The organism is Sphaerisporangium siamense, from assembly GCF_014205275.1.
GTDB lineage: Bacteria > Actinomycetota > Actinomycetes > Streptosporangiales > Streptosporangiaceae > Sphaerisporangium > Sphaerisporangium siamense.
On the sequence record NZ_JACHND010000001.1, the window covers coordinates 4059058 to 4076487 of the forward strand.

Consider the following 17430-nt stretch of genomic DNA (forward strand, 5'->3'; position numbering starts at 1 on the left):
TGTCTCTCCTCTGCGAGGTGGGGGGTGCCGGCCGCGGGCGGGCCAGGCGGGAAGGAAGGGTGTCAAAGGGCGATGCGGTGGGGGACGAACGAGGAGGAGTCATCGGTGATCAGGCCGGAGGTCTCCCGGATGCCGAGCCCGGCCGCCTCGTCCCCGACGATCCACGCCCCGAGCACCGGCCGCCAGCCGTCGAAGCCGGGCAGGGCGCGGAACTCCTGGTAGACGTGGCCCTCCGCGCCGTACTCGCCGCCGGTCTCGTTCACGCCGCCGGGCGTGACGACGCGCATGCCCGCGCCCTCCCTGCCGAGCAGCGGCTTGCGGATGTGCGCGGGAAGGTCGCGCGGGCCGTCCAGGTAGGCGGGCAGCAGGTTGGGGTGGCCGGGGTACATCTCCCACAGCACGGCGAGCAGCGCCTTGTTGGACAGCAGCATCTTCCACAGCGGCTCGATCCAGGTCATCGAGACCTGCTGCCGGACGGCCTGCGGCCCGAACGGGTCGGCGACCGCCCACTCCCAGGGGTACAGCTTGCACAGCGTGCGGATCACCCGGCGCTCCATGTCGAGGAAGCGCCCGCTCGCCGGATCCCAGCCGATGTCCTCCATGGCGATGGCGACCGTGGCGAGGCCGGCCTGCTCGGCGGTCTCCTGCAGGTAGCCGAGCGTCATCGCCTCCTCGCCGGTCTCGTCCATGTTCGTCCAGGCGAAGTGCGCGGGGCCGCTCTGCAGCGGCAGTTCCTTCCACCGCGCGACGAGGCGTTCGTGGACGGAGTTCCACTGGTCGTCGCCGGGGTGGACGTCCTTGAGCCAGAACCACTGGACCAGAGAGGTCTCGACGAGGCTGGTCGGGGTGTCGGCGTTGTACTCCAGCAGCTTGGCCGGGCCCGTGCCGTCGTAGCGCAGGTCGAAGCGGCCGTACACGTGCGGGTCGCCGCGCCGCCAGGACGCCTCGATCTCCGGCGCCACCCAGTCGGGTATCGCGAAGTCGCGGTAGCGGCCGGTGGCGATGACGTGCCGGACCGCCTCCAGGCACATGCCGTGCAGTTCCTCGGCCTGGCTCTCCAGGGCCAGCACCTCGTCCATGGTGAAGCTGTAGTGGACGCTCTCGTCCCAGTACGGCCGGGTGAGGTGCCCGGGGTGCGCGGCCCGGTGGTAGGCGAGGCCCTGTGACTCGATGATCCGCTGCCAGCCGTCGCGCGGGTCGGAGGCCTCGCGCCGCACGTCAACTCCCCCCGGAGGTGCGGCCGCCGAAGCCGCCGCGCTGGAGCACCGTGCCCGAGCGGGTGTCGATGCGCGCGTTCGCCGGGCGCACGGTCGTGCCGCCGCCGACCCGTCCCGCCCGCGCCGTGCCGCCGTAGTACCAGCCGTAGGCGCCGTGGGATCCGTGGTAGCCGCCGGAGTGGCCGTCGTCGTCGCAGAGGTCGTCGTCGACCGTGCGGTAGGTGCCGTCGGGCTGCCGGTCGGCGAGGTCGACGCAGTCGGCGGTGGTGCGCTTGGCGAAGGTGTCCTGGGCGGCGCAGAAGCCCACGAGCAGGGTGGACAGCACGCCCATCGTGCCGAGCGTGATCGCGGTGGAGGCCAGCTTCTTCTTCTTGGCGGCGCCCGGGCCCGTTCCGGGAGGCTCGGCCTTCCGTGCCAGGGGGTGAGGGGAGCGCACGGGCTTTTGCCCAGGGTTCGCCATTGATGTCCATCTCTCGAAAAGTGAGAACAGCGTACCGTTGGACCGTTCAACGTGGCTGTCCTAAACATAGTTTCTTTGCACGAAAGATCCCGTTAAAGCAGGCGCAAGTTGTGTCAACGCCGGCACGGAGCGACACGTGGGGCCGGCGGAGTCGTCCAGCGAGGTAGATTCGCGGATGTGGACCCGGTCGAAGCCCTCAAGCGCATCGCCTTCCTGCTGGAGCGCGCCGGCGAGCCCACCTACCGCGTGCGCGCCTTCCGCGGCGCCGCCGCCACCGTCGAGGCCCTGCCCCGCGAGGAGCTTTCGCGCCTGGCCCGCTCCGGGGGGCTGTCGGAGCTGAAGGGCATCGGCAAGGTCACCTCCCTGGCCATCACCGAGGCCCTGGAGGGCGGGACGCCCACCTACCTGCGCCGCCTGGAGGACACCGCGGGGCTCGACCTGGACGAGGCGACGGCCGCGCTGCGCGCCGCGCTCAAGGGCGACCTGCACAGCCACTCCGACTGGTCCGACGGCGGGTCGCCGATCGCGGAGATGGCCCTGGCCGCCCGCGGCCTCGGCCACGAGTACCTGGCCCTGACCGACCACTCGCCGCGCCTCACCGTGGCCCGCGGGCTGTCCCCCGAGCGGCTGCGCGAACAGCTCGACGTCGTCGCCGCGCTGAACGAGGAACTGGCGCCGTTCCGCGTCCTCACCGGCATCGAGGTGGACATCCTGCCCGACGGCTCGCTCGACCAGGAGCCCGAGCTGTTGGACCGCCTGGACGTGGTCGTCGCTAGCGTCCACTCCCAGCTCCGCATGGACGCCGCCGACATGACCCGCAGGATGGTCACCGCCGTCGCCGACCCCCGCGTGGACGTGCTCGGCCACTGCACCGGCCGCGTCGTGCGCGCCGGCGGCAGGCGTGGCGGCCTGCGGCCCGAGTCCGCCTTCGACGCCGAGGTGGTCTTCGAGGCGTGCCGCCGCTTCGGCGTGGCCGTCGAGATCAACTCCCGCCCGGACCGCCTCGACCCGCCCAAGCGGCTGCTGCGGCAGGCGTACGAGACGGGCTGCCTGTTCTCGATCGACTCCGACGCCCACGCCCCCGGCCAGCTCGAATGGCAGCACCACGGCTGCGAGCGCGCGGTCCGGTGCGGCGTCGAGGCCGCCCGCGTCGTGGACACCTGGCCGCTCGCCGATCTGCTCGCCTGGACCTCCGGCTAGTCCGGATCCGGACGCGCGCCGACTGCGGGTCCCCCGAATGTCGGTGTCCGGGCGTAGCTTGCGGGTGTGAACCGTACCGATCGGCTGTACGCGCTCGTCGAGGAGCTGCGCGCGATCTCCCCCCGGTGCCGGTCCGCACGAGAGCTGAGCGAGCGCCTCCATGTGAGCGTGCGCACCATCGAGCGCGACATCGCCGCCCTCCAGCAGGCAGGGGTCCCCATCTACGCCGAGCCGGGACGGCGCGGCGGCTACGTCCTCGACAAGGCCATGTCCCTTCCCCCGCTCAACTTCACCCCGGCCGAGGCGGTGGCCATCGCGGTCGCGCTCAGCCAGGCCCGCGACCGTCCCTTCGCCGCCGACGCCCGCAGCGCGCTGCGCAAGCTGGTCGCCGCCATGCCCGGCCCCGACGGCGACCGCGCCCGCGAGCTCGCCTCCCGCGTCCACCTGATCAGCGACGCGGGCCAGGACCCCGGGCCGGACACCGCGCACGGGCGCGCCGCGGCGGCCCAGGTCATCGACCAGGCGCTGCAACACCGCCGCGTGCTCCTCATCTCCTACGAGGATCGTTCCGGCGCGCTCACCCGGCGCGAGGTCGAGCCGGGCGTCTTCGTCGGCGGCCGCGGCGGCTTCTGGTACCTGGTCGGGTTCTGCCGGCTCCGGCAGGACGTGCGGGTGTTCCGGCTGGACCGCATCCACGACGCCGAGCTCACCGGCGAGACGGCCTCCGCCCGCCCCCAGCTCGACGACTTCGCCTCCGACGTCCCGAACTTCACCGCGCGCAACCCCGTGCTGGACTGATGTTCTGAAATCGCGTCGAAAACACCGACATAATGCTGTCGTTCTTCTCCGGGATCGTGAAGGTGTTCGAGAGGCCGCGCCGCAGGCGAGGCCCATCGCCACGGTCATCCTGATCAGAGGAGATAGAACGTCATGAGCACGCCACCGTTCGACACCGTCGCCTGGTTCGAGGTCGCCACCGACGACCCCGGCCTCGCCCAGCGCTTCTACGGCGAGCTGTTCGGCTGGTCCTTCGAGGCCGACGAGGGGTCGGCGAAGGACGGCCTGGACTACCGCCTGATCCGCTACCGGGGCGGCGAGGCGCCCAAGGGCGGCGTCTACGGCACCAAGGGCGAGGCGCCCGGGCACGCCGTGTTCACCGTCGCGGTCGCCGACGTCGCCGCCACGTGCGACCGGATCGAGGGGCTCGGCGGCAAGACGGTGATGAAGGCGGTCGGCAACGCCAACGGGCCCGACTTCGCCTACGTCACCGACCCGGCGGGCAACCTGTTCGGCCTGTTCACCCCGCGCCCCTGAGCCGGGCGTTCCCGCCGGGGCTGTGAGCCGGGGCTCCCGGACCGAGACGAGGCCCGCCGCGTGCGTCACGCGACGGGCCTCGTGCGGCCGGTCACTGCTCCGAGGGGCGGTCCTGGAGCCGGCGGCGCAGCTCGGCCAGCTCGCGCTCCAGGTCGGCGAGCTGCCGCTCGTCCCCGGCGCCGTTGTGCTGCCGGCCTCCGTACGGGGGCGGGGGAGGGGCGCCGTGCTGAGCCGGATAGCCCTGCGGGGGGTGGTACTGGGGGCCGGCGAGCTCGTGCTGCGGCGGTCCGGCGGGGCCGCCGTACGGTCCGGGCGCGGGCTGCCAGGGCTGCGCCACGGCGAACCCGGCGGGGACGGGCGCCGCGGCGGCCTTGCGGCGCTTGCGGCCGAGCGAAAGGATCACCACGGCGGCCAGGACCGCCACGACGACGGCGCCGCCTCCGACGAGGATCCAGGGCAGCATCGACGACGGCGTCTCGTCCTTGCCCGACGAGATCGCCTGCTGGCTGTCGCTGATGTACTTGGCGACGTAGGGGTGGTTCGGGAACAGCGCCTGCACCTCGCGGAACTTCGGCAGCGCGAGCGAGTAGTGGTGGCGGAAGAAGTCGTCCAGCGCCTCGGAGTACCGGGTGGCGGTGAGCGCCTGGGAGGGCTTGACGTTCTTCTCGTTCAGCTTCTCCTTGATCACACTGACGGGCAGGACGAACGTCTGGCTCTCGGTGTTCTCCCCGCCGTCGGTGACCGAACCGGCGATCAGCATGCCGATGACCTTGCCCTGGCGGCTGAAGACCGGACCGCCGGAGTTGCCGTGGTAGGCCGGGGCCTGCGTCTGGATGTACGGCACGCCGGTCTGGGTGGTGCGCTTGGCGTTGTACGGGCCCTCGGTCAGCGCGGGGTCCAGCTTGGACTCCAGGCTGAAGAACGGGGTGTTGGTCACCAGGCCGGGGAAGCCGCTGATGTAGAGCGTGTCACCGGTCTGGACGTCGCCGTCGTCGCCGAGCGGCACGGTCGGCAGGTTCTGCTGGTTGTTGACCTTGAGCAGCGCGAAGTCCTTGCCCGGATAGCTCTCGCCCACCGACACCAGCTCGGCGGGGACCGGCTTGGCGGTCTTGTCGACGCCGCCGCCGGGCAGGCTCTGCAGCACCGAGAGCTGCTTCTGCAGTCCCTGGATCTTCAGGTGGGTGTTGTTGAAGATGACGAAGATCTGCGTCGCCAGCTTCACGATCTCTTCGTCGGTCTGGTAGTCGCCCAGCTCCTGGAGGACGGCGGCGGCGTCCTCCTTGTTGAACTTGGCGAGCGCCTGCTGGGCGAACATCTGCCCGAGTTGCTCCTCGCCGGTCTCGACGCAGTGCGCCCCGGTGACCATGTAGCCGTCCGGGGTGACCCACCAGCCGGTGCACAGCCCGCCGACCTCGGCGTCGACCGACCGGTTGGGGCCGACGGCGCGCAGGTAGGCGTTGGGGTTGGCGGCCATCTTCTGGAAGATGTACTTGGCGATGTTGCGCTCGTCCTGGGCGATCTTCCCGGTGATCGCGGCGGTGGCGGCCTGCCGGGCGAGCGCCTGCAGCGCCGACTGCTTGATCTCGGGCGTGGGGACGACGACCTGGCCGCTGTAGGTGAGGCTGGTGAGCTGGACGGCCGGGTGCGCCTTGGCCGCCAGGCGGGTGCCCACGGGCACGTCGGGCTCGCCGTCGGCGTGCGCCGCCGTCGCCGCGCCCGCCGTCACGCCCAGGGCGATCGCGACCACCGCGGCGGCCATCGAGAGCTTTCGAGTGATGAATCCGTTCACGTCGGACATCGTCAAACAGTCGGCTTGTTCATGGCTTGTGACTGACTTTGAAACCCGTCCGGAGACGACGACGGGCCCCGCGCCGGTCGCGCGGGGCCCGTGACGCCGGTGGGGGTCAGACCCCCATGGACTGCGTCTCGTTGCTCTCCGGGGTCGGCTGGGCGACGACCTCGGTGACGCCGTTCTTGAGGTGGTAGCGCGCGATGGCCTCGCGCAGCACCTCGGGCTTGACCTCGCCCCGCTTGGCCAGCTCGGTGAGCACGGCCAGCGTGATCGACGCGGCGTCCACGTGGAAGTGGCGGCGCAGCGCCGAGCGGGTGTCCGACAGGCCGAAGCCGTCGGTGCCCAGCGACGCCCAGTCGCCCGGCACCCACCGGGCGATCTGGTCCGGCACGGCCCGCATGTAGTCGCTGACGCCCACGAACGGGCCGGGCACGTCGGTCAGCACCCGGGTGACGTACGGCACGCGCTGCTCGGCCTCGGGGTTGAGCAGGTTGTGCTCCTCGCAGTCCAGCGCGTCGCGGCGGAGCTCCGACCACGACGGCGCCGACCACACCGCCGCCGCCACGCCCCACTCCTCGGCGAGCAGGCGCTGCGCCTCCAGGGCCCAGCGGCCGGCCACGCCGGAGGCGAGGATGTTCGCCCGGGGACCCTCGACGTCCGGGGCCTCGGCGAAGCGGTACAGCCCCTTCAGGACCCCCTCGACGTCCAGGCCCTCGGGCTCGGCCGGCTGCGGGTAGGGCTCGTTGTAGACGGTGAGGTAATAGAAGACGTCCTCGGGGTTCTCGCCGTACATGCGGCGCAGCCCGTCCTTGACGATGTGCGCGATCTCGAACGCCCACGCCGGGTCGTAGACGACCGTGGCCGGGTTGGTCGAGGCGATCAGCGGCGTGTGGCCGTCCTCGTGCTGGAGGCCCTCGCCGTTGAGCGTGGTGCGCCCGGCGGTGGCGCCGAGCAGGAAGCCGCGCCCCATCTGGTCGCCCATCGCCCACATCTGGTCGGCGGTGCGCTGGAACCCGAACATCGAGTAGAAGATGTAGATCGGGATCATGTGCTCGCCGTGGGTGGCGTACGAGCTGCCGACGGCGATCGCCGAGCCCATGGAGCCGGACTCGCTGATGCCCTCGTGCAGGATCTGCCCCTCGGTCGACTCCTTGTACGACAGCAGCAGGTTGCGGTCCACCGCGTCGTAGGTCTGGCCGTGCGGGGAGTAGATCTTGGCGGTGGGGAACATCGCGTCGAGGCCGAACGTGCGGGCCTCGTCCGGGATGATCGGGACGAACCTGGAGCCGATCTCCTTGTCCCGCATCAGGTCCTTCAGCAGGCGGACGAACGCCATGGTCGTGGCGACGTTCTGCTTGCCGGACCCCTTCTTCAGGTCGGCGTAGACCGCGTCGCCGGGCAGCTTGAGCGGCTTGGCGCGGGTGAGGCGCTTCGGCAGGTAGCCGCCGAGCGCGGCGCGCCGCTCGCGCATGTAGGCGATCTCTTCGTCGTTCTCGCCCGGGTGGAAGTACGGAGGCAGCTCGCCTTCGAGGTCCTTGTCGGGGATCGGCAGGTAGAGCCGGTCGCGGAACTCCTTGAGCTCGGCCTTGGTCATCTTCTTCATCTGGTGCGTGGCGTTGCGCGCCTCGAAGTCCTTGCCCAGCGTCCATCCCTTGATGGTCTGGGCGAGGATGACCGTGGGCTGGCCGACGTGCTCACGGGCCGCCTTGAACGCCGCGTACACCTTGCGGTAGTCGTGGCCGCCCCGCGACAGCTTGCGGATGTCGTCGTCGGAGAGGTGCTCGACCATCTTGCGCAGGCGCGGGTCGTCGCCGAAGAAGTGCTCGCGGATGTACTCGCCCGACTCGACGGAGTACGTCTGGAACTGGCCGTCGGGGGTGGTGTTCATCTTGTTCACGAGCACGCCGTCGACGTCGGCGGCGAGCAGCGGATCCCAGTCGCGGCCCCAGACGACCTTGATGACGTTCCATCCGGCCCCCCGGAAGAACGACTCCAGCTCCTGGATGATCTTGCCGTTGCCGCGTACCGGGCCGTCGAGACGCTGCAGGTTGCAGTTGATCACGAAGGTCAGGTTGTCGAGCTCCTCGCGCGCGGCCACGCCGATGGCGCCGAGCGACTCCGGCTCGTCCATCTCGCCGTCGCCGAGGAAGCACCAGACCTGGCTGCGGCTGGTGTCCTTGATCTTGCGGTTGAGCAGGTAGCGGTTGAACCGCGCCTGGTAGATCGCGCCGATCGCGCCGAGGCCCATGGAGACCGTGGGGAACTCCCAGAAGTCCGGCATCAGGCGGGGGTGCGGGTACGAGGGCAGGCCCTTGGAGCCGTGCGACAGCTCCTGCCGGAAGGCGTCGAGCTGCGACTCGTTCAGGCGGCCCTCCAGGAACGCCCGGGCGTAGATGCCCGGGGCCGCGTGCCCCTGGATGAAGACCTGGTCGCCGGACTCGCCGTGGTCCTTGCCGCGGAAGAAGTGGTTGAAGCCCACCTCGTACAGCGACGCCGCCGAGGCGTAGGTGGCGATGTGGCCGCCGACGTTGGTGCGGGCGTTGGCCCGGGTCACCATGACGGCCGCGTTCCACCGGATATAGGCGCGGATGCGCCGCTCCACGTACTCGTCACCCGGGAACCACGGCTCGCGCTCCGGCGGGATGGTGTTGATGTAGTCGGTGCTTCGCAGTCCGGGCACCCCCACCTGATGCTCGCGCGCACGTTCGAGCAGGCGCAGCATCAGATAGCGGGCTCGGCTACGACCCTCCGTCTTCACGACGGTGTCAAGCGACTCGAGCCACTCCTGAGTCTCGCTGGGATCGACATCAGGCAGCTGGCTGGGTAGGCCGTCGCTGATGATCGAGAAACGCTGGCGTCCGGAAGCCACTGGGTCTCGCCTTCCGATTATGGACTGGTAAGCCTCTTCTACGGTGTCTAGGTCGTCTTCCATCCTGGCCGCTTGCACCGGAAAGTGCATCTCTACCCTCCGGTAACAAGATGTCCCTGCTGGCAGGCAGGCAGCCATGGCCTAGACCACCGATGGTAGGACGATTTTCACCACTGGCGGCAAACTATACAAAACCGGAGACATGCTCCTGTTCCCGGCAGGGGGGCCATCAGGGTGCCCGCACCCCTCTGCCTCCCCCTCAAGAGGGACATTCAACCCCGCCCGCGCGCGATGCGCCACGCGCCCCCGCCCGCAAACCCTGACGTCACGGCCTTGGGGCCGTCCACCCACGCCGTTCGCCGGCAAGGCCGGCCGCAAGGCCAACGACAAGGTGAGGAACCTCATGATGCGCGGACTCACGGCGCTGCTGCCGCTCGCCGTCCTCCTGGCGGGATGCGCGTCCTCCCCCCAGAGCGCGGCGTCCCCCACACCGTCCCCCACCGGGAGCGGGCAGATCCTCTCCGCGTACCGGGAACTGGCCCGATGCCTGCGGAGCCACGCGACGCCCGGCTTCCCCGACCCCGTCCTCGACCCCCGCACGGGCGAGGTCACCCTGCCGCCCGGCACCCGCGAGCCCACCGAGGCCGCGATGAACGCCTGCAGGTCCATCGCCGACCGGCTGCCCGCCAAGGGCGGTGGCCGCGCGTCACCGGCCACGACGCGCAGGTCGGCGACACGGCGTCCGGGCGCGTCCTGCACGGCGGCAGCGCCGTCCCCGTCGTGTCGGTGTCGCTCGACCCCACCATGGCGCCGACCGTGCGCCGCGGCGACAAGGTGATCGTCACCCTGCCCGACGGCGCCACGCGATCCGGCACGATCGCCCGGGTGAGCCCGGTCGCCCAGACGGTCCCCGAGTCGCAGGACGGCGGCTCGCCCCAGCCGGCGGTGCCGGTCACGATCACGCTGAAGGACAGGCCCGTCACGGCGCTCGACCAGGCGCTCGTGCAGGTGGACGTCACCGTGGAACGGCACGCGGACGTCCTCACCGTGCCGATCGTGGCCCTGCTCGCCCAGCCGGGCGGCACGTTCGCCGTCGTGACCGTCGCCGGGAACCAGCGCCGGAAGGTCCCGGTGCGCACCGGGCTGTTCGACGAGGGCCAAGGGGTCGTCGAGGTGACCGGGGTGGACGAGGGCGCCCAGGTCGAGGTGCCGGTGGAATGACCGGGCCCGCCTCCTCACTCCTGACCTCCCCATCGCCGTCCGGCCCGCCGGTGCTGCAACTCGGCGACGTCCGCAAGGTCTACCCCGGCGAACCCCCGGTCGAGTCGGTCCGCGGCGTCTCGCTGACCGTCGGGGCAGGGGAGATGGTCGCCCTGCTCGGCCCCTCGGGCTCGGGCAAGTCGACGCTCCTGCACATCATGGCCGCGCTCGACCGCCCGACCTCCGGCTCGGTGCGCCTGGCGGGGCACCCCGTGGAGCGGTACGGCGACCGGCGGCTGTCGGGGCTGCGCGCCCACCACGTCGGCGTGGTCTTCCAGCGGTTCTTCCTGCTCGACAGCCTCACGGCCCTGGAGAACGTCGCCATGGGACTGCTCTACCGGGGCGTGCCCGCCGCCGGGCGCCGCCGGCTGGCCGCCGCCGCGCTGGACCGCGTGGGCCTCGCGCACCGGGCCGCGCACCGCTCGGCCAAGCTGTCCGGAGGGGAGCGCCAGCGGGTCGCCATCGCCCGCGCGCTGGCCGGACGGCCCTCCATCCTCTTCGCCGACGAACCCACCGGCAACCTCGACTCCGCCAACGGAGCCGAGATCGTCGGCAACATCATGGTCATCTCGGTACTGGAGCGGCGCGGGGAGATCGGCCTGCGCCGCGCGCTCGGCGCGGCCCCGCGGCACGTCGCCGGACAGTTCCTCACCGAGTCCCTCGTCCTCGCCGCGATCGGCGGCGCAGGGGGAGTGGCCATCGGCTGCGCGGTCACCCTCGCCCTCGCCCGGGCCCGGGGATGGACGGTGCTCATCCCGGGGGAAGGACTGTGGGGCGGTGTGGCGGTCGCGGTGGTCGTGGGCGCCCTGGCCGGTCTCTACCCCGCCCTGCGCGCGGCCCGCCTGTCCCCGACCGACGCCCTGCGCACGGTCTGACCCGCGCCGGCCTCACTCCCGCGCGTCGCCGTCCAGCGCCTCGTCCAGCGGGACCAGGCCGTGCTGGAGTCCCACGATCGCGGCCTGGGTGCGGTCGGCGACGCCCAGCTTCGCCAGGATGCTCGACACGTGGGTCTTCACCGTCTCCTTCCCCAGGGACAGCGAACGGGCCCCAGGGACAGCGAGCGGGCGATCTCCCCGTTGGAGCGGCCCCTGGCCAGCTCGGTGAGCACCTCGCGCTCGCGCGGGGTCAGCACGTCCAACCGGCCGCGGGGCCCGCCGCGCCGCACCTGCCGGACGAGCAGGGCGGCGACGCCCGGCTCCAGGACGCTGCCGCCCCGGGCCGCGGCGCGCACCGCCTCCACCACCCGGTCCACCGCCGTGGTCTTCGGCAGGTAGGACAGCGCGCCCAGCCGGACGGCGGCCGACCGGCACCACCAGAGCGAGGATGAGCGCGCCGGGGGCCAGCAGCGGCGTGGCGGCGTCCATGAACGGCACCCGCGCGTACGCGTCGGCCGGGGCCTGAACGTAGATGTAGCCGATGATCTGGAGTTTTTCGCCCTTCGACGCCTTCGCGGGCGCGAGGGGCCCGCCGGCGGGCGCCGTCCCCGCGGTCTTCGGGGCGAGGATCGGACTGGTCCACCACGCGGCGGTGCCCGCCGGGGTCTTGCCCCACCCTCCCTGTCCCTCGGCCTGCGGGGGCGGATCGGTCAGCACGAGCAGGCCGGGCGGGAAGGACTTCGGCGCGGTGCTGTCGATCACCCGGCCCGCCGGGTCCAGCAGCGTCTCCACGAGGTCCTGACCGGCCTTCCGCGGCGCCTCGACGGCCACCTTCCCCTCCCCGGCCGCCGTCTTCGGAGGCACCGGGACCTCTTTGTGGGACCGGTCGAGCCCGGTCAGCCCGAAGGAGGCCGTCATCGCCGCCTTCAACAGGCCCCGCGCGGTGGACTCGGCCCCGGACATGACGATCTTGGTCGCGCTCGCGCTCATGATCTTCGCGTCCTCGCCGGCCAGGTTCTGCAGCTTGGCCAGCAGGGTGGAGTCGCCGGCCGACGAGATCACGAAGCCGACCAGGACCGCCTCCACGATCAGCACGGCCGCCGCGGTGACCAGCACGTAGGACGCCGCCGTCCGCGCCCGCAGCCCGAAGCGCCACATCCCCGCAGAGTAACGTTTCGGTGTTTATTTCCCCTCCCTCCGTCGGGGGAGGGCCTCTCCCTCTTTTCGCCGGACGCTCGCCGTACCACTCTGGGAAGTGACCCTGAAGAAGGAGGATCGACGTGTACGCGACCGTAGGCGACCGGCTCCTCGTCCACGGGACCACCGTGGGTGACAGGGACCGGCCGGGACTGATCATCGAGGTACGCGGTACCGAAGGCTCCCCGCCTTACGTCGTGCGCTTCGACGACGGGCACACCGGATTGGTGTTTCCCGGTCCGGATGCGATTGTCGTCCCAGTTCAGCGGGGATCATAAGATCCGTCAGGTGAGATCTCAGACGTTCGAGGTGAGCACGGGGACAAAGGAACGGGTGTACGACATCACCCGGCGGTGCGAGGAGTTCGCGCGGTCGTGCGGAGGAGACGGAATACTCCACGTGTTCGTCCCCCACGCGACCGCCGGGGTGGCGTTGCTGGAGCTCGGCTCGGGCAGCGACGACGACCTTCTCGGCCTGCTGGACGATCTGCTACCGGCCGACGACCGCTGGCGACACGCCCACGGTACGCGCGGTCATGGCAGGTCACACGTGATGCCGGCGCTCATTCCGCCGTACGCGACGATTCCGGTACTGGACGGCAGGTTGGCGTTGGGGACGTGGCAGTCCGTCGCCATCGTGGACCTGAACGTCGACAACCCGGAACGACGTGTTCGTTTGTCGTTTTTGTCGGACTAACAGATAACGGTGCGGGTCACCGGTCGTGGCGACCGTTGACGACGATGGGTCACAGCGTGTGGACTGTGCCGAAGCGGCCTCACAGGGGCCGGTTGAGCCCGCCCGAGGCGGGGCCACCCAAGCAGGAGGGATACACGTGAGCGCGACCGCGGGTCAGGCGCAGGGCGAGCGCGGCCTGGCCGAGCGACTCGGTCTGAAGCCGGGTCAGGTGGTGCAGGAGATCGGCTGGGACGAGGACTCCGACGAGGAGCTCCGCCAGTCGATCGAAGAGCTGACCGGCAACGAACTGGTCGACGAGGATTCCGAGGACGTCGTCGACGTCGTGCTGCTGTGGTGGCGCGATGGAGATGGTGACCTGTTCGACGCCTTGAGCGACGCCATGACCGGTCTGGCCGACGGCGGCCAGATCTGGGTGCTGACTCCCAAGGTGGGCCGGGAAGGTCACGTCGAGCCGAGCGACATCGGGGAGGACGCCACTACTGCCGGCCTCGCCCAGACCAGCAGCGTCAGCGCGGCCCGCGACTGGTCGGGCACACGCCTTGTCGCTCCGAAGGGACGTCGCTAGAGCTCTTCGCTTCCCCTGCCGTACGGCTCACACCGGCCGTACGGCAGGATGGGTGTGCTTCGCGGCCGTTCGTCCGCCGCGGGGCCATCGGAGACCTCGGAACCTTTTCCGGCCGGGGGCCTTCGGGGCGCGCCGGGGCTTCGGGGGTCACGCGCGGGCTCCGGCCCGTTCCGCGGGCTTACGGGGAAAGGAACGGCATGGCTGTCGAGGTGGGCGAGAAGGCCCCCGAGTTCGAGCTCCAGGACCAGCACGGCGTCTCCGTGCGGCTGTCCGGCCTCCGGGGCCATCGAGTCGTGCTCATGTTCTACCCGCTCGCCTTCACCGGCGTCTGCCACGGCGAGCTCGGCGTCCTGCGCGACGAGTTCGTCGCGTCGCTGCCCAAGGACGTCCAGGTGCTCACCGTGTCCGTCGACTCGATCTTCGTCCACCGGGCGTGGGCCGAGCAAGAGCGCTACACGTTCCCGCTGCTCTCCGATTTCTGGCCGCATGGCGAGGTGGCCAGGGCGTACGGTGTCCTCGATGAGGAGAGGGGCGTCGCGCTGCGCGGCACCTTCATCATCGACGCCGAGGGCGTGGTCCGGTGGAAGGCCGTGAACCCGATTCCCTTGGCGCGCGACATCTCCGAGTACCACCGAGTGCTCGCGACAATCCCCTAGAGGTGTGCGCCGGGCGGCGACCTGGCGAAGACGAAGGCGGTGGCGACGATGCCCTGCTATCGATGCGGCGTCCGGCAGACGGACCCGGAACGCGGCGCGAGCCCCTGGCGGCGCGGGGTGCACCGCGAGGCCCAGGTGCTGATCTGCCCGGCCTGCCAGCGCGAACACGACCTCGAACTGGAACACTGCGGGTCCTGTCGCTCGACGCGGCTGATCTGCAGGCTGGGCGAGGTCGAATGCCGCGCCTGCGGGTGGGTGCGCCCCGCGCGCTCCGGCGAGCCGGTGGCCCCTCTGGTCAAGGCCGGCGCGCCCGGCCTGTCGGAGGAGGTCGAGGCCGCGCTGAGCCGCGTCCTCGGGCGACGGCCCGGCGGCTGACCCCCTCGCCGGACAGGTGTCCGAAATATCGGGTTCCTCCGGTTTTGACTCATGCACTTATTTGAGCAAAACTGCGCGGGAATGCGCAGCAGTCTTCTGGTCCTGCCGCGCGCGGGGATATGTGCCGCCACCCCGCGCCGTCGGGCCGTGGCCCGCGCGCGATCGAGGGCGAACGAGCCGCGCCGCGGTATGAAGATCGCGAAAGAGGGGAACGACTCCGTGCAAACCGCCACCCGAAGGAGCACCCCCACCCCTCGCCCTCCCTCCCGTCCGGCCGCAGAAGCCCAGAACGCCGTTCCGGTCACGTCCGGCGCGGTCCCCCCGTCCTTCTCCGCCGATGCTGACACTCCGGCCAAGGCCCGTACGCACGCCGGTCCGGTCATCCACCACCCCCCGTCCGCCGCGGTCGCGCCTCGCGCCGTCACCGCCGCGGTCTCGTCCACGACCACCATGGGAACGAGGGCAGGCGCATGAACAGCTATGTCGTGGCTCTCGACGTCGGCGGCACCGCCATGAAGGGCGGCCTCGTCAGCGCCTCGGGCGAGGTGCTGATGACCGAGCGGCGCGTCACCCCCCGCGCCGACGGGCCTCTGCGCGTCGTCGAGGCGATCCGCTCCTTCGTCGGCGACCTGGCCGCGGCGGGCCCCGGCGCGCCGTCCGGCGTCGGCCTCGCCGTCCCCGGGCTCGTCACCGAGGACAGGGCCGTCTACTCGGCCAACATCGGCTGGAAGGACGTCCCCGCCACCGACTTCACGCCCCTGAACGTCCCGGTCCGCCTCGGTCACGACGTCCGCACCGGAGGCCTGGCCGAGAGCGTCCTCGGCGCCGGCCGCTCCGTGCGGGACTTCCTCTTCCTCCCCATCGGCACGGGAATCGCCGGCGCAGTGATCATCGGTGGCGCCCCGTACGGCGGCTCATCCGGCTGGGGCGGCGAGATCGGCCACATCCCGGTCTTCCCGGGCGGCGAACGCTGCGCCTGCGGCCAGACCGGCTGCCTGGAAACCTACGCCTCCGCCGCCTCAGTAGCCCGCCGCTACGCCGAACGCCTAAGCCGCACCGCCTCCCTCCACCCCCCGTCCGGCCTCCGAGACACCGCTGGACAACCGCCCACCGCTGCGCACCTGAACAGCCCCCGGCACTCGGACACCGCTCGGCACCGGCACACCGCTGGCCACCGGGACGCTGGGGGCATTCTGGACACCTCCGGCCTCCCCGACACCCCCGCCTTCCGGTCGCTCTCCGACCGACAGGCGGCCGCCGGACGCCACACCGCCCCGGGACCGTCCGAGGAGGACATCACCTCCCTGGGCACATCCCCCTACGTCGACGACATCACCGCCGCCCGCGGCACCGCGACCGCCGAGGACGTCGTCCACCTGGCCATGCGAGGCGACCCCGACGCCGCGGCCATCTGGGACGACGCCCTGGAGGCCCTCTCCTACGCCCTCGCCACCTACACCCTCCTCCTGGACCCCTCCACCATCGTCCTCGGAGGAGGCCTCGCCGAGGCCGGCCACGCCCTGCTCGACCCCCTCGCCGAACGCCTCCAGTCCCGCCTGACCTTCCGCGCCGCCCCACCCCTGCGCTCCGCCGCCCTCGGCATGAACGCCGGCATGCTGGGAGCCGCCCTCCTGGGCTGGCAGGCCGCCGGCGTCCCCACCCCCGGCACCACTTGGCCACTCGATGTGCTCAGGTCCCCTTCAGTACCGTAAGGTGTAGCCCGACCGCCCCCAAGAGGGGCCACGGGGGCGCTTAGCTCAGCGGTAGAGCACTCGCCTTACAAGCGAGGGGTCACTGGTTCGAACCCAGTAGCGCCCACATTAAGGCCCTGACCTGCGGAAATGGTCAGGGCCTTCGTCGTGTCCGAGGTGCTACGCCGCTCAGTGACCACTCGCCTTAGCCGGATGCCGGGCGTAGCGTGTGAGGCATGGCCCCACTCAGTGACTACGCTGCGCAACATTTCGGCGCTGAGATTGCCTCCTTCCGCCGTTCCCTCCGCGCTCGCAACCTCAGCGACAACACCGTCCGGGTCTACACCGACGCCGCCGAGCGGTTCGCGAACTGGCTCGGCGACTGGCCGGGCGAGGAGGCGCCGACGGTCGATGTCTGGGACGGCGTGGAGGCCGCTCACATCCAGGCGTGGATGATCTCCTTGCTGGACACCAACAAGCCGGGGTACGCCAACAACCAGTTCAGATCGATCCAGCAGTTCTGGAAGTGGTGGAGCGCCGAGGAAGAGCTCCCCAGCCCGATGCTCGGGCTGACCCCGCCCACCGTGCCGGAACAGCCGGTCCAAGTCCTGCGCAAGGAGCACTTGGGCGCGCTGCTGCGATCCTGCCAGGGCAGGGAGTTCATCAACCGCCGCGACCTGGCGATCCTGTACATCTTCATGGACTCCGGCATCCGGCGCGCCGAACTGGCCGGCCTCCAGGTCGCCGATGTCGACCTGGACCAGCGGGAGGTCCATGTCCTGGGGAAGGGCCGACGCGGCCGGATCGTGACGATCGGCCGGCGGGCCGCGGTCGCCGTCGACCGGTACCTGCGAGAACGGGGTCGGCAGAAGTGGGGGGATCGGCCTGAGCTGTGGCTGGCCGAGAAGAACAAGGGGGTCCTCACCAAGTGGGGCGTGCGCGAGATGCTCGAGCGGCGTGGCCGTGCTGTCGGCATCCCGAACCTGCACCCGCACATGCTGAGGCATTCCTGGGCCCACTACGCAAAGCAGAACCTGTCGGAGGAGGAGCTGATGCGTCTGGCGGGGTGGCGTTCACGGCAGATGGTTGACAGGTATGCCGCCTCGCTGGCGGACGAGCGGGCGCGGGAGGCGGGAAAGCGTCGTCCGCTGGGGGATGAGCTGTAGGGGCTCGTACTCGCGGAGCGTAGTGGCGTGCATGCATTTCGGCGCGAAACCCTAGGACCGATACACCTTTTTGGGTCGTCCGATTTCGGTTCACCTA

Annotated in this window: 21 protein-coding genes and 1 tRNA gene; 16 read left to right on the top strand and 6 right to left on the bottom strand. The window is 71.1% G+C overall.

Translation table 11 applies throughout. The annotated features are described in order from the left end of the window. Positions 1-62: 62 nt before the first annotated feature. On the bottom strand, positions 63-1217 hold the full coding sequence (locus tag BJ982_RS18515) for a glutathionylspermidine synthase family protein (protein ID WP_184881721.1): 1155 nt from the start codon (positions 1215-1217) through the stop codon (positions 63-65). A gap of 1 nt (position 1218) precedes the next feature. Further along, positions 1219-1677 carry a hypothetical protein gene (locus BJ982_RS18520; protein ID WP_239123297.1) on the bottom strand — a complete coding sequence of 153 codons (459 nt, stop codon included), beginning with the start codon at positions 1675-1677 and terminating at the stop codon, positions 1219-1221. Between the two features lie 177 nt (positions 1678-1854). Between BJ982_RS18520 and BJ982_RS18525 the strand changes: the two genes are divergently transcribed. From BJ982_RS18525 to BJ982_RS18535, 3 genes are all read left to right on the top strand, one after another. Further along, the gene (locus tag BJ982_RS18525) at positions 1855-2877 is read left to right on the top strand and encodes a PHP domain-containing protein (RefSeq protein WP_184881723.1); all 1023 of its coding nucleotides are present in this window, start codon (positions 1855-1857) and stop codon (positions 2875-2877) included. Between the two features lie 66 nt (positions 2878-2943). Next, positions 2944-3675, top strand: coding sequence for a helix-turn-helix transcriptional regulator (locus BJ982_RS18530; protein ID WP_184881725.1), 732 nt, complete (start codon positions 2944-2946; stop codon positions 3673-3675). Between the two features lie 132 nt (positions 3676-3807). Further along, on the top strand, positions 3808-4191 hold the full coding sequence (locus tag BJ982_RS18535) for a VOC family protein (RefSeq protein WP_184881727.1): 384 nt from the start codon (positions 3808-3810) through the stop codon (positions 4189-4191). A gap of 91 nt (positions 4192-4282) precedes the next feature. Here the strand turns inward: BJ982_RS18535 and BJ982_RS18540 are convergent, their stop codons facing one another. Together BJ982_RS18540 and aceE are read right to left on the bottom strand one after the other, a co-directional pair. Continuing rightward, positions 4283-5980 (bottom strand): S1 family peptidase, encoded by a 1698-nt coding sequence (locus tag BJ982_RS18540; RefSeq protein ID WP_184881729.1) that lies wholly within the window; start codon positions 5978-5980, stop codon positions 4283-4285. Positions 5981-6095: 115 nt separating this feature from the next. Further along, a complete protein-coding gene (aceE, locus tag BJ982_RS18545; protein ID WP_184616616.1) occupies positions 6096-8852 on the bottom strand; it encodes a pyruvate dehydrogenase (acetyl-transferring), homodimeric type in 2757 nt (918 codons plus the stop codon). A 403-nt stretch (positions 8853-9255) separates the two neighbouring features. Here aceE and BJ982_RS18550 point away from each other — a divergent pair, with 403 nt between their 5' ends. Genes BJ982_RS18550 through BJ982_RS18560 form a run of 3 tightly spaced genes read left to right on the top strand, consistent with a single transcriptional unit; the run spans position 9256 to position 10987 of the window. Further along, positions 9256-9690 carry a hypothetical protein gene (locus BJ982_RS18550; protein WP_184881731.1) on the top strand — a complete coding sequence of 145 codons (435 nt, stop codon included), beginning with the start codon at positions 9256-9258 and terminating at the stop codon, positions 9688-9690. Next, positions 9633-10073: an efflux RND transporter periplasmic adaptor subunit gene (locus tag BJ982_RS18555; RefSeq protein ID WP_184881733.1), complete on the top strand. Its 441-nt coding sequence runs from the start codon at positions 9633-9635 to the stop codon at positions 10071-10073. Before BJ982_RS18550 ends, BJ982_RS18555 begins: the two co-directional genes overlap by 58 nt. Continuing rightward, a complete protein-coding gene (locus BJ982_RS18560; RefSeq protein ID WP_184881735.1) occupies positions 10070-10987 on the top strand; it encodes an ABC transporter ATP-binding protein/permease in 918 nt (305 codons plus the stop codon). The genes BJ982_RS18555 and BJ982_RS18560 overlap by 4 nt, the downstream gene beginning before the upstream one ends. A gap of 12 nt (positions 10988-10999) precedes the next feature. On the opposite strand, the gene BJ982_RS40930 is transcribed toward BJ982_RS18560, so the two are convergent. Together BJ982_RS40930 and BJ982_RS40935 are read right to left on the bottom strand one after the other, a co-directional pair. After that, positions 11000-11128 (bottom strand): hypothetical protein, encoded by a 129-nt coding sequence (locus BJ982_RS40930; protein ID WP_376697696.1) that lies wholly within the window; start codon positions 11126-11128, stop codon positions 11000-11002. Then, positions 11125-11364: a LuxR C-terminal-related transcriptional regulator gene (locus BJ982_RS40935; protein ID WP_376697697.1), complete on the bottom strand. Its 240-nt coding sequence runs from the start codon at positions 11362-11364 to the stop codon at positions 11125-11127. Before BJ982_RS40935 ends, BJ982_RS40930 begins: the two co-directional genes overlap by 4 nt. 164 nt (positions 11365-11528) lie before the next feature. Here BJ982_RS40935 and BJ982_RS40940 point away from each other — a divergent pair, with 164 nt between their 5' ends. From BJ982_RS40940 to BJ982_RS18620, 10 genes are all read left to right on the top strand, one after another. After that, positions 11529-11789 (top strand): hypothetical protein, encoded by a 261-nt coding sequence (locus tag BJ982_RS40940; protein ID WP_184881737.1) that lies wholly within the window; start codon positions 11529-11531, stop codon positions 11787-11789. A 72-nt stretch (positions 11790-11861) separates the two neighbouring features. Further along, on the top strand, positions 11862-12107 hold the full coding sequence (locus BJ982_RS40945; RefSeq protein WP_184881739.1) for a hypothetical protein: 246 nt from the start codon (positions 11862-11864) through the stop codon (positions 12105-12107). Between the two features lie 160 nt (positions 12108-12267). Next, a complete protein-coding gene (locus BJ982_RS18580) occupies positions 12268-12462 on the top strand; it encodes a DUF1918 domain-containing protein (RefSeq protein ID WP_184616622.1) in 195 nt (64 codons plus the stop codon). 10 nt (positions 12463-12472) lie between these two features. After that, entirely contained in the window at positions 12473-12880 is a 408-nt protein-coding gene (locus tag BJ982_RS18585) for a YjbQ family protein (protein ID WP_184881741.1), read from the top strand. Positions 12881-13016: 136 nt separating this feature from the next. Continuing rightward, positions 13017-13445 (top strand): DUF3052 domain-containing protein, encoded by a 429-nt coding sequence (locus tag BJ982_RS18590; RefSeq protein WP_184881744.1) that lies wholly within the window; start codon positions 13017-13019, stop codon positions 13443-13445. 197 nt (positions 13446-13642) lie between these two features. Next, entirely contained in the window at positions 13643-14101 is a 459-nt protein-coding gene (locus BJ982_RS18595) for a peroxiredoxin (RefSeq protein ID WP_184881746.1), read from the top strand. Between the two features lie 48 nt (positions 14102-14149). Beyond that, positions 14150-14476, top strand: coding sequence for a hypothetical protein (locus BJ982_RS18600; RefSeq protein WP_184881748.1), 327 nt, complete (start codon positions 14150-14152; stop codon positions 14474-14476). Between the two features lie 470 nt (positions 14477-14946). Beyond that, entirely contained in the window at positions 14947-16188 is a 1242-nt protein-coding gene (locus BJ982_RS39420; protein WP_239123295.1) for an ROK family protein, read from the top strand. Between the two features lie 34 nt (positions 16189-16222). Then, positions 16223-16294, top strand: a tRNA-Val gene (locus BJ982_RS18615). Positions 16295-16403: 109 nt separating this feature from the next. Further along, on the top strand, positions 16404-17333 hold the full coding sequence (locus tag BJ982_RS18620; protein WP_184881750.1) for a tyrosine-type recombinase/integrase: 930 nt from the start codon (positions 16404-16406) through the stop codon (positions 17331-17333). Positions 17334-17430: the final 97 nt, after the last annotated feature.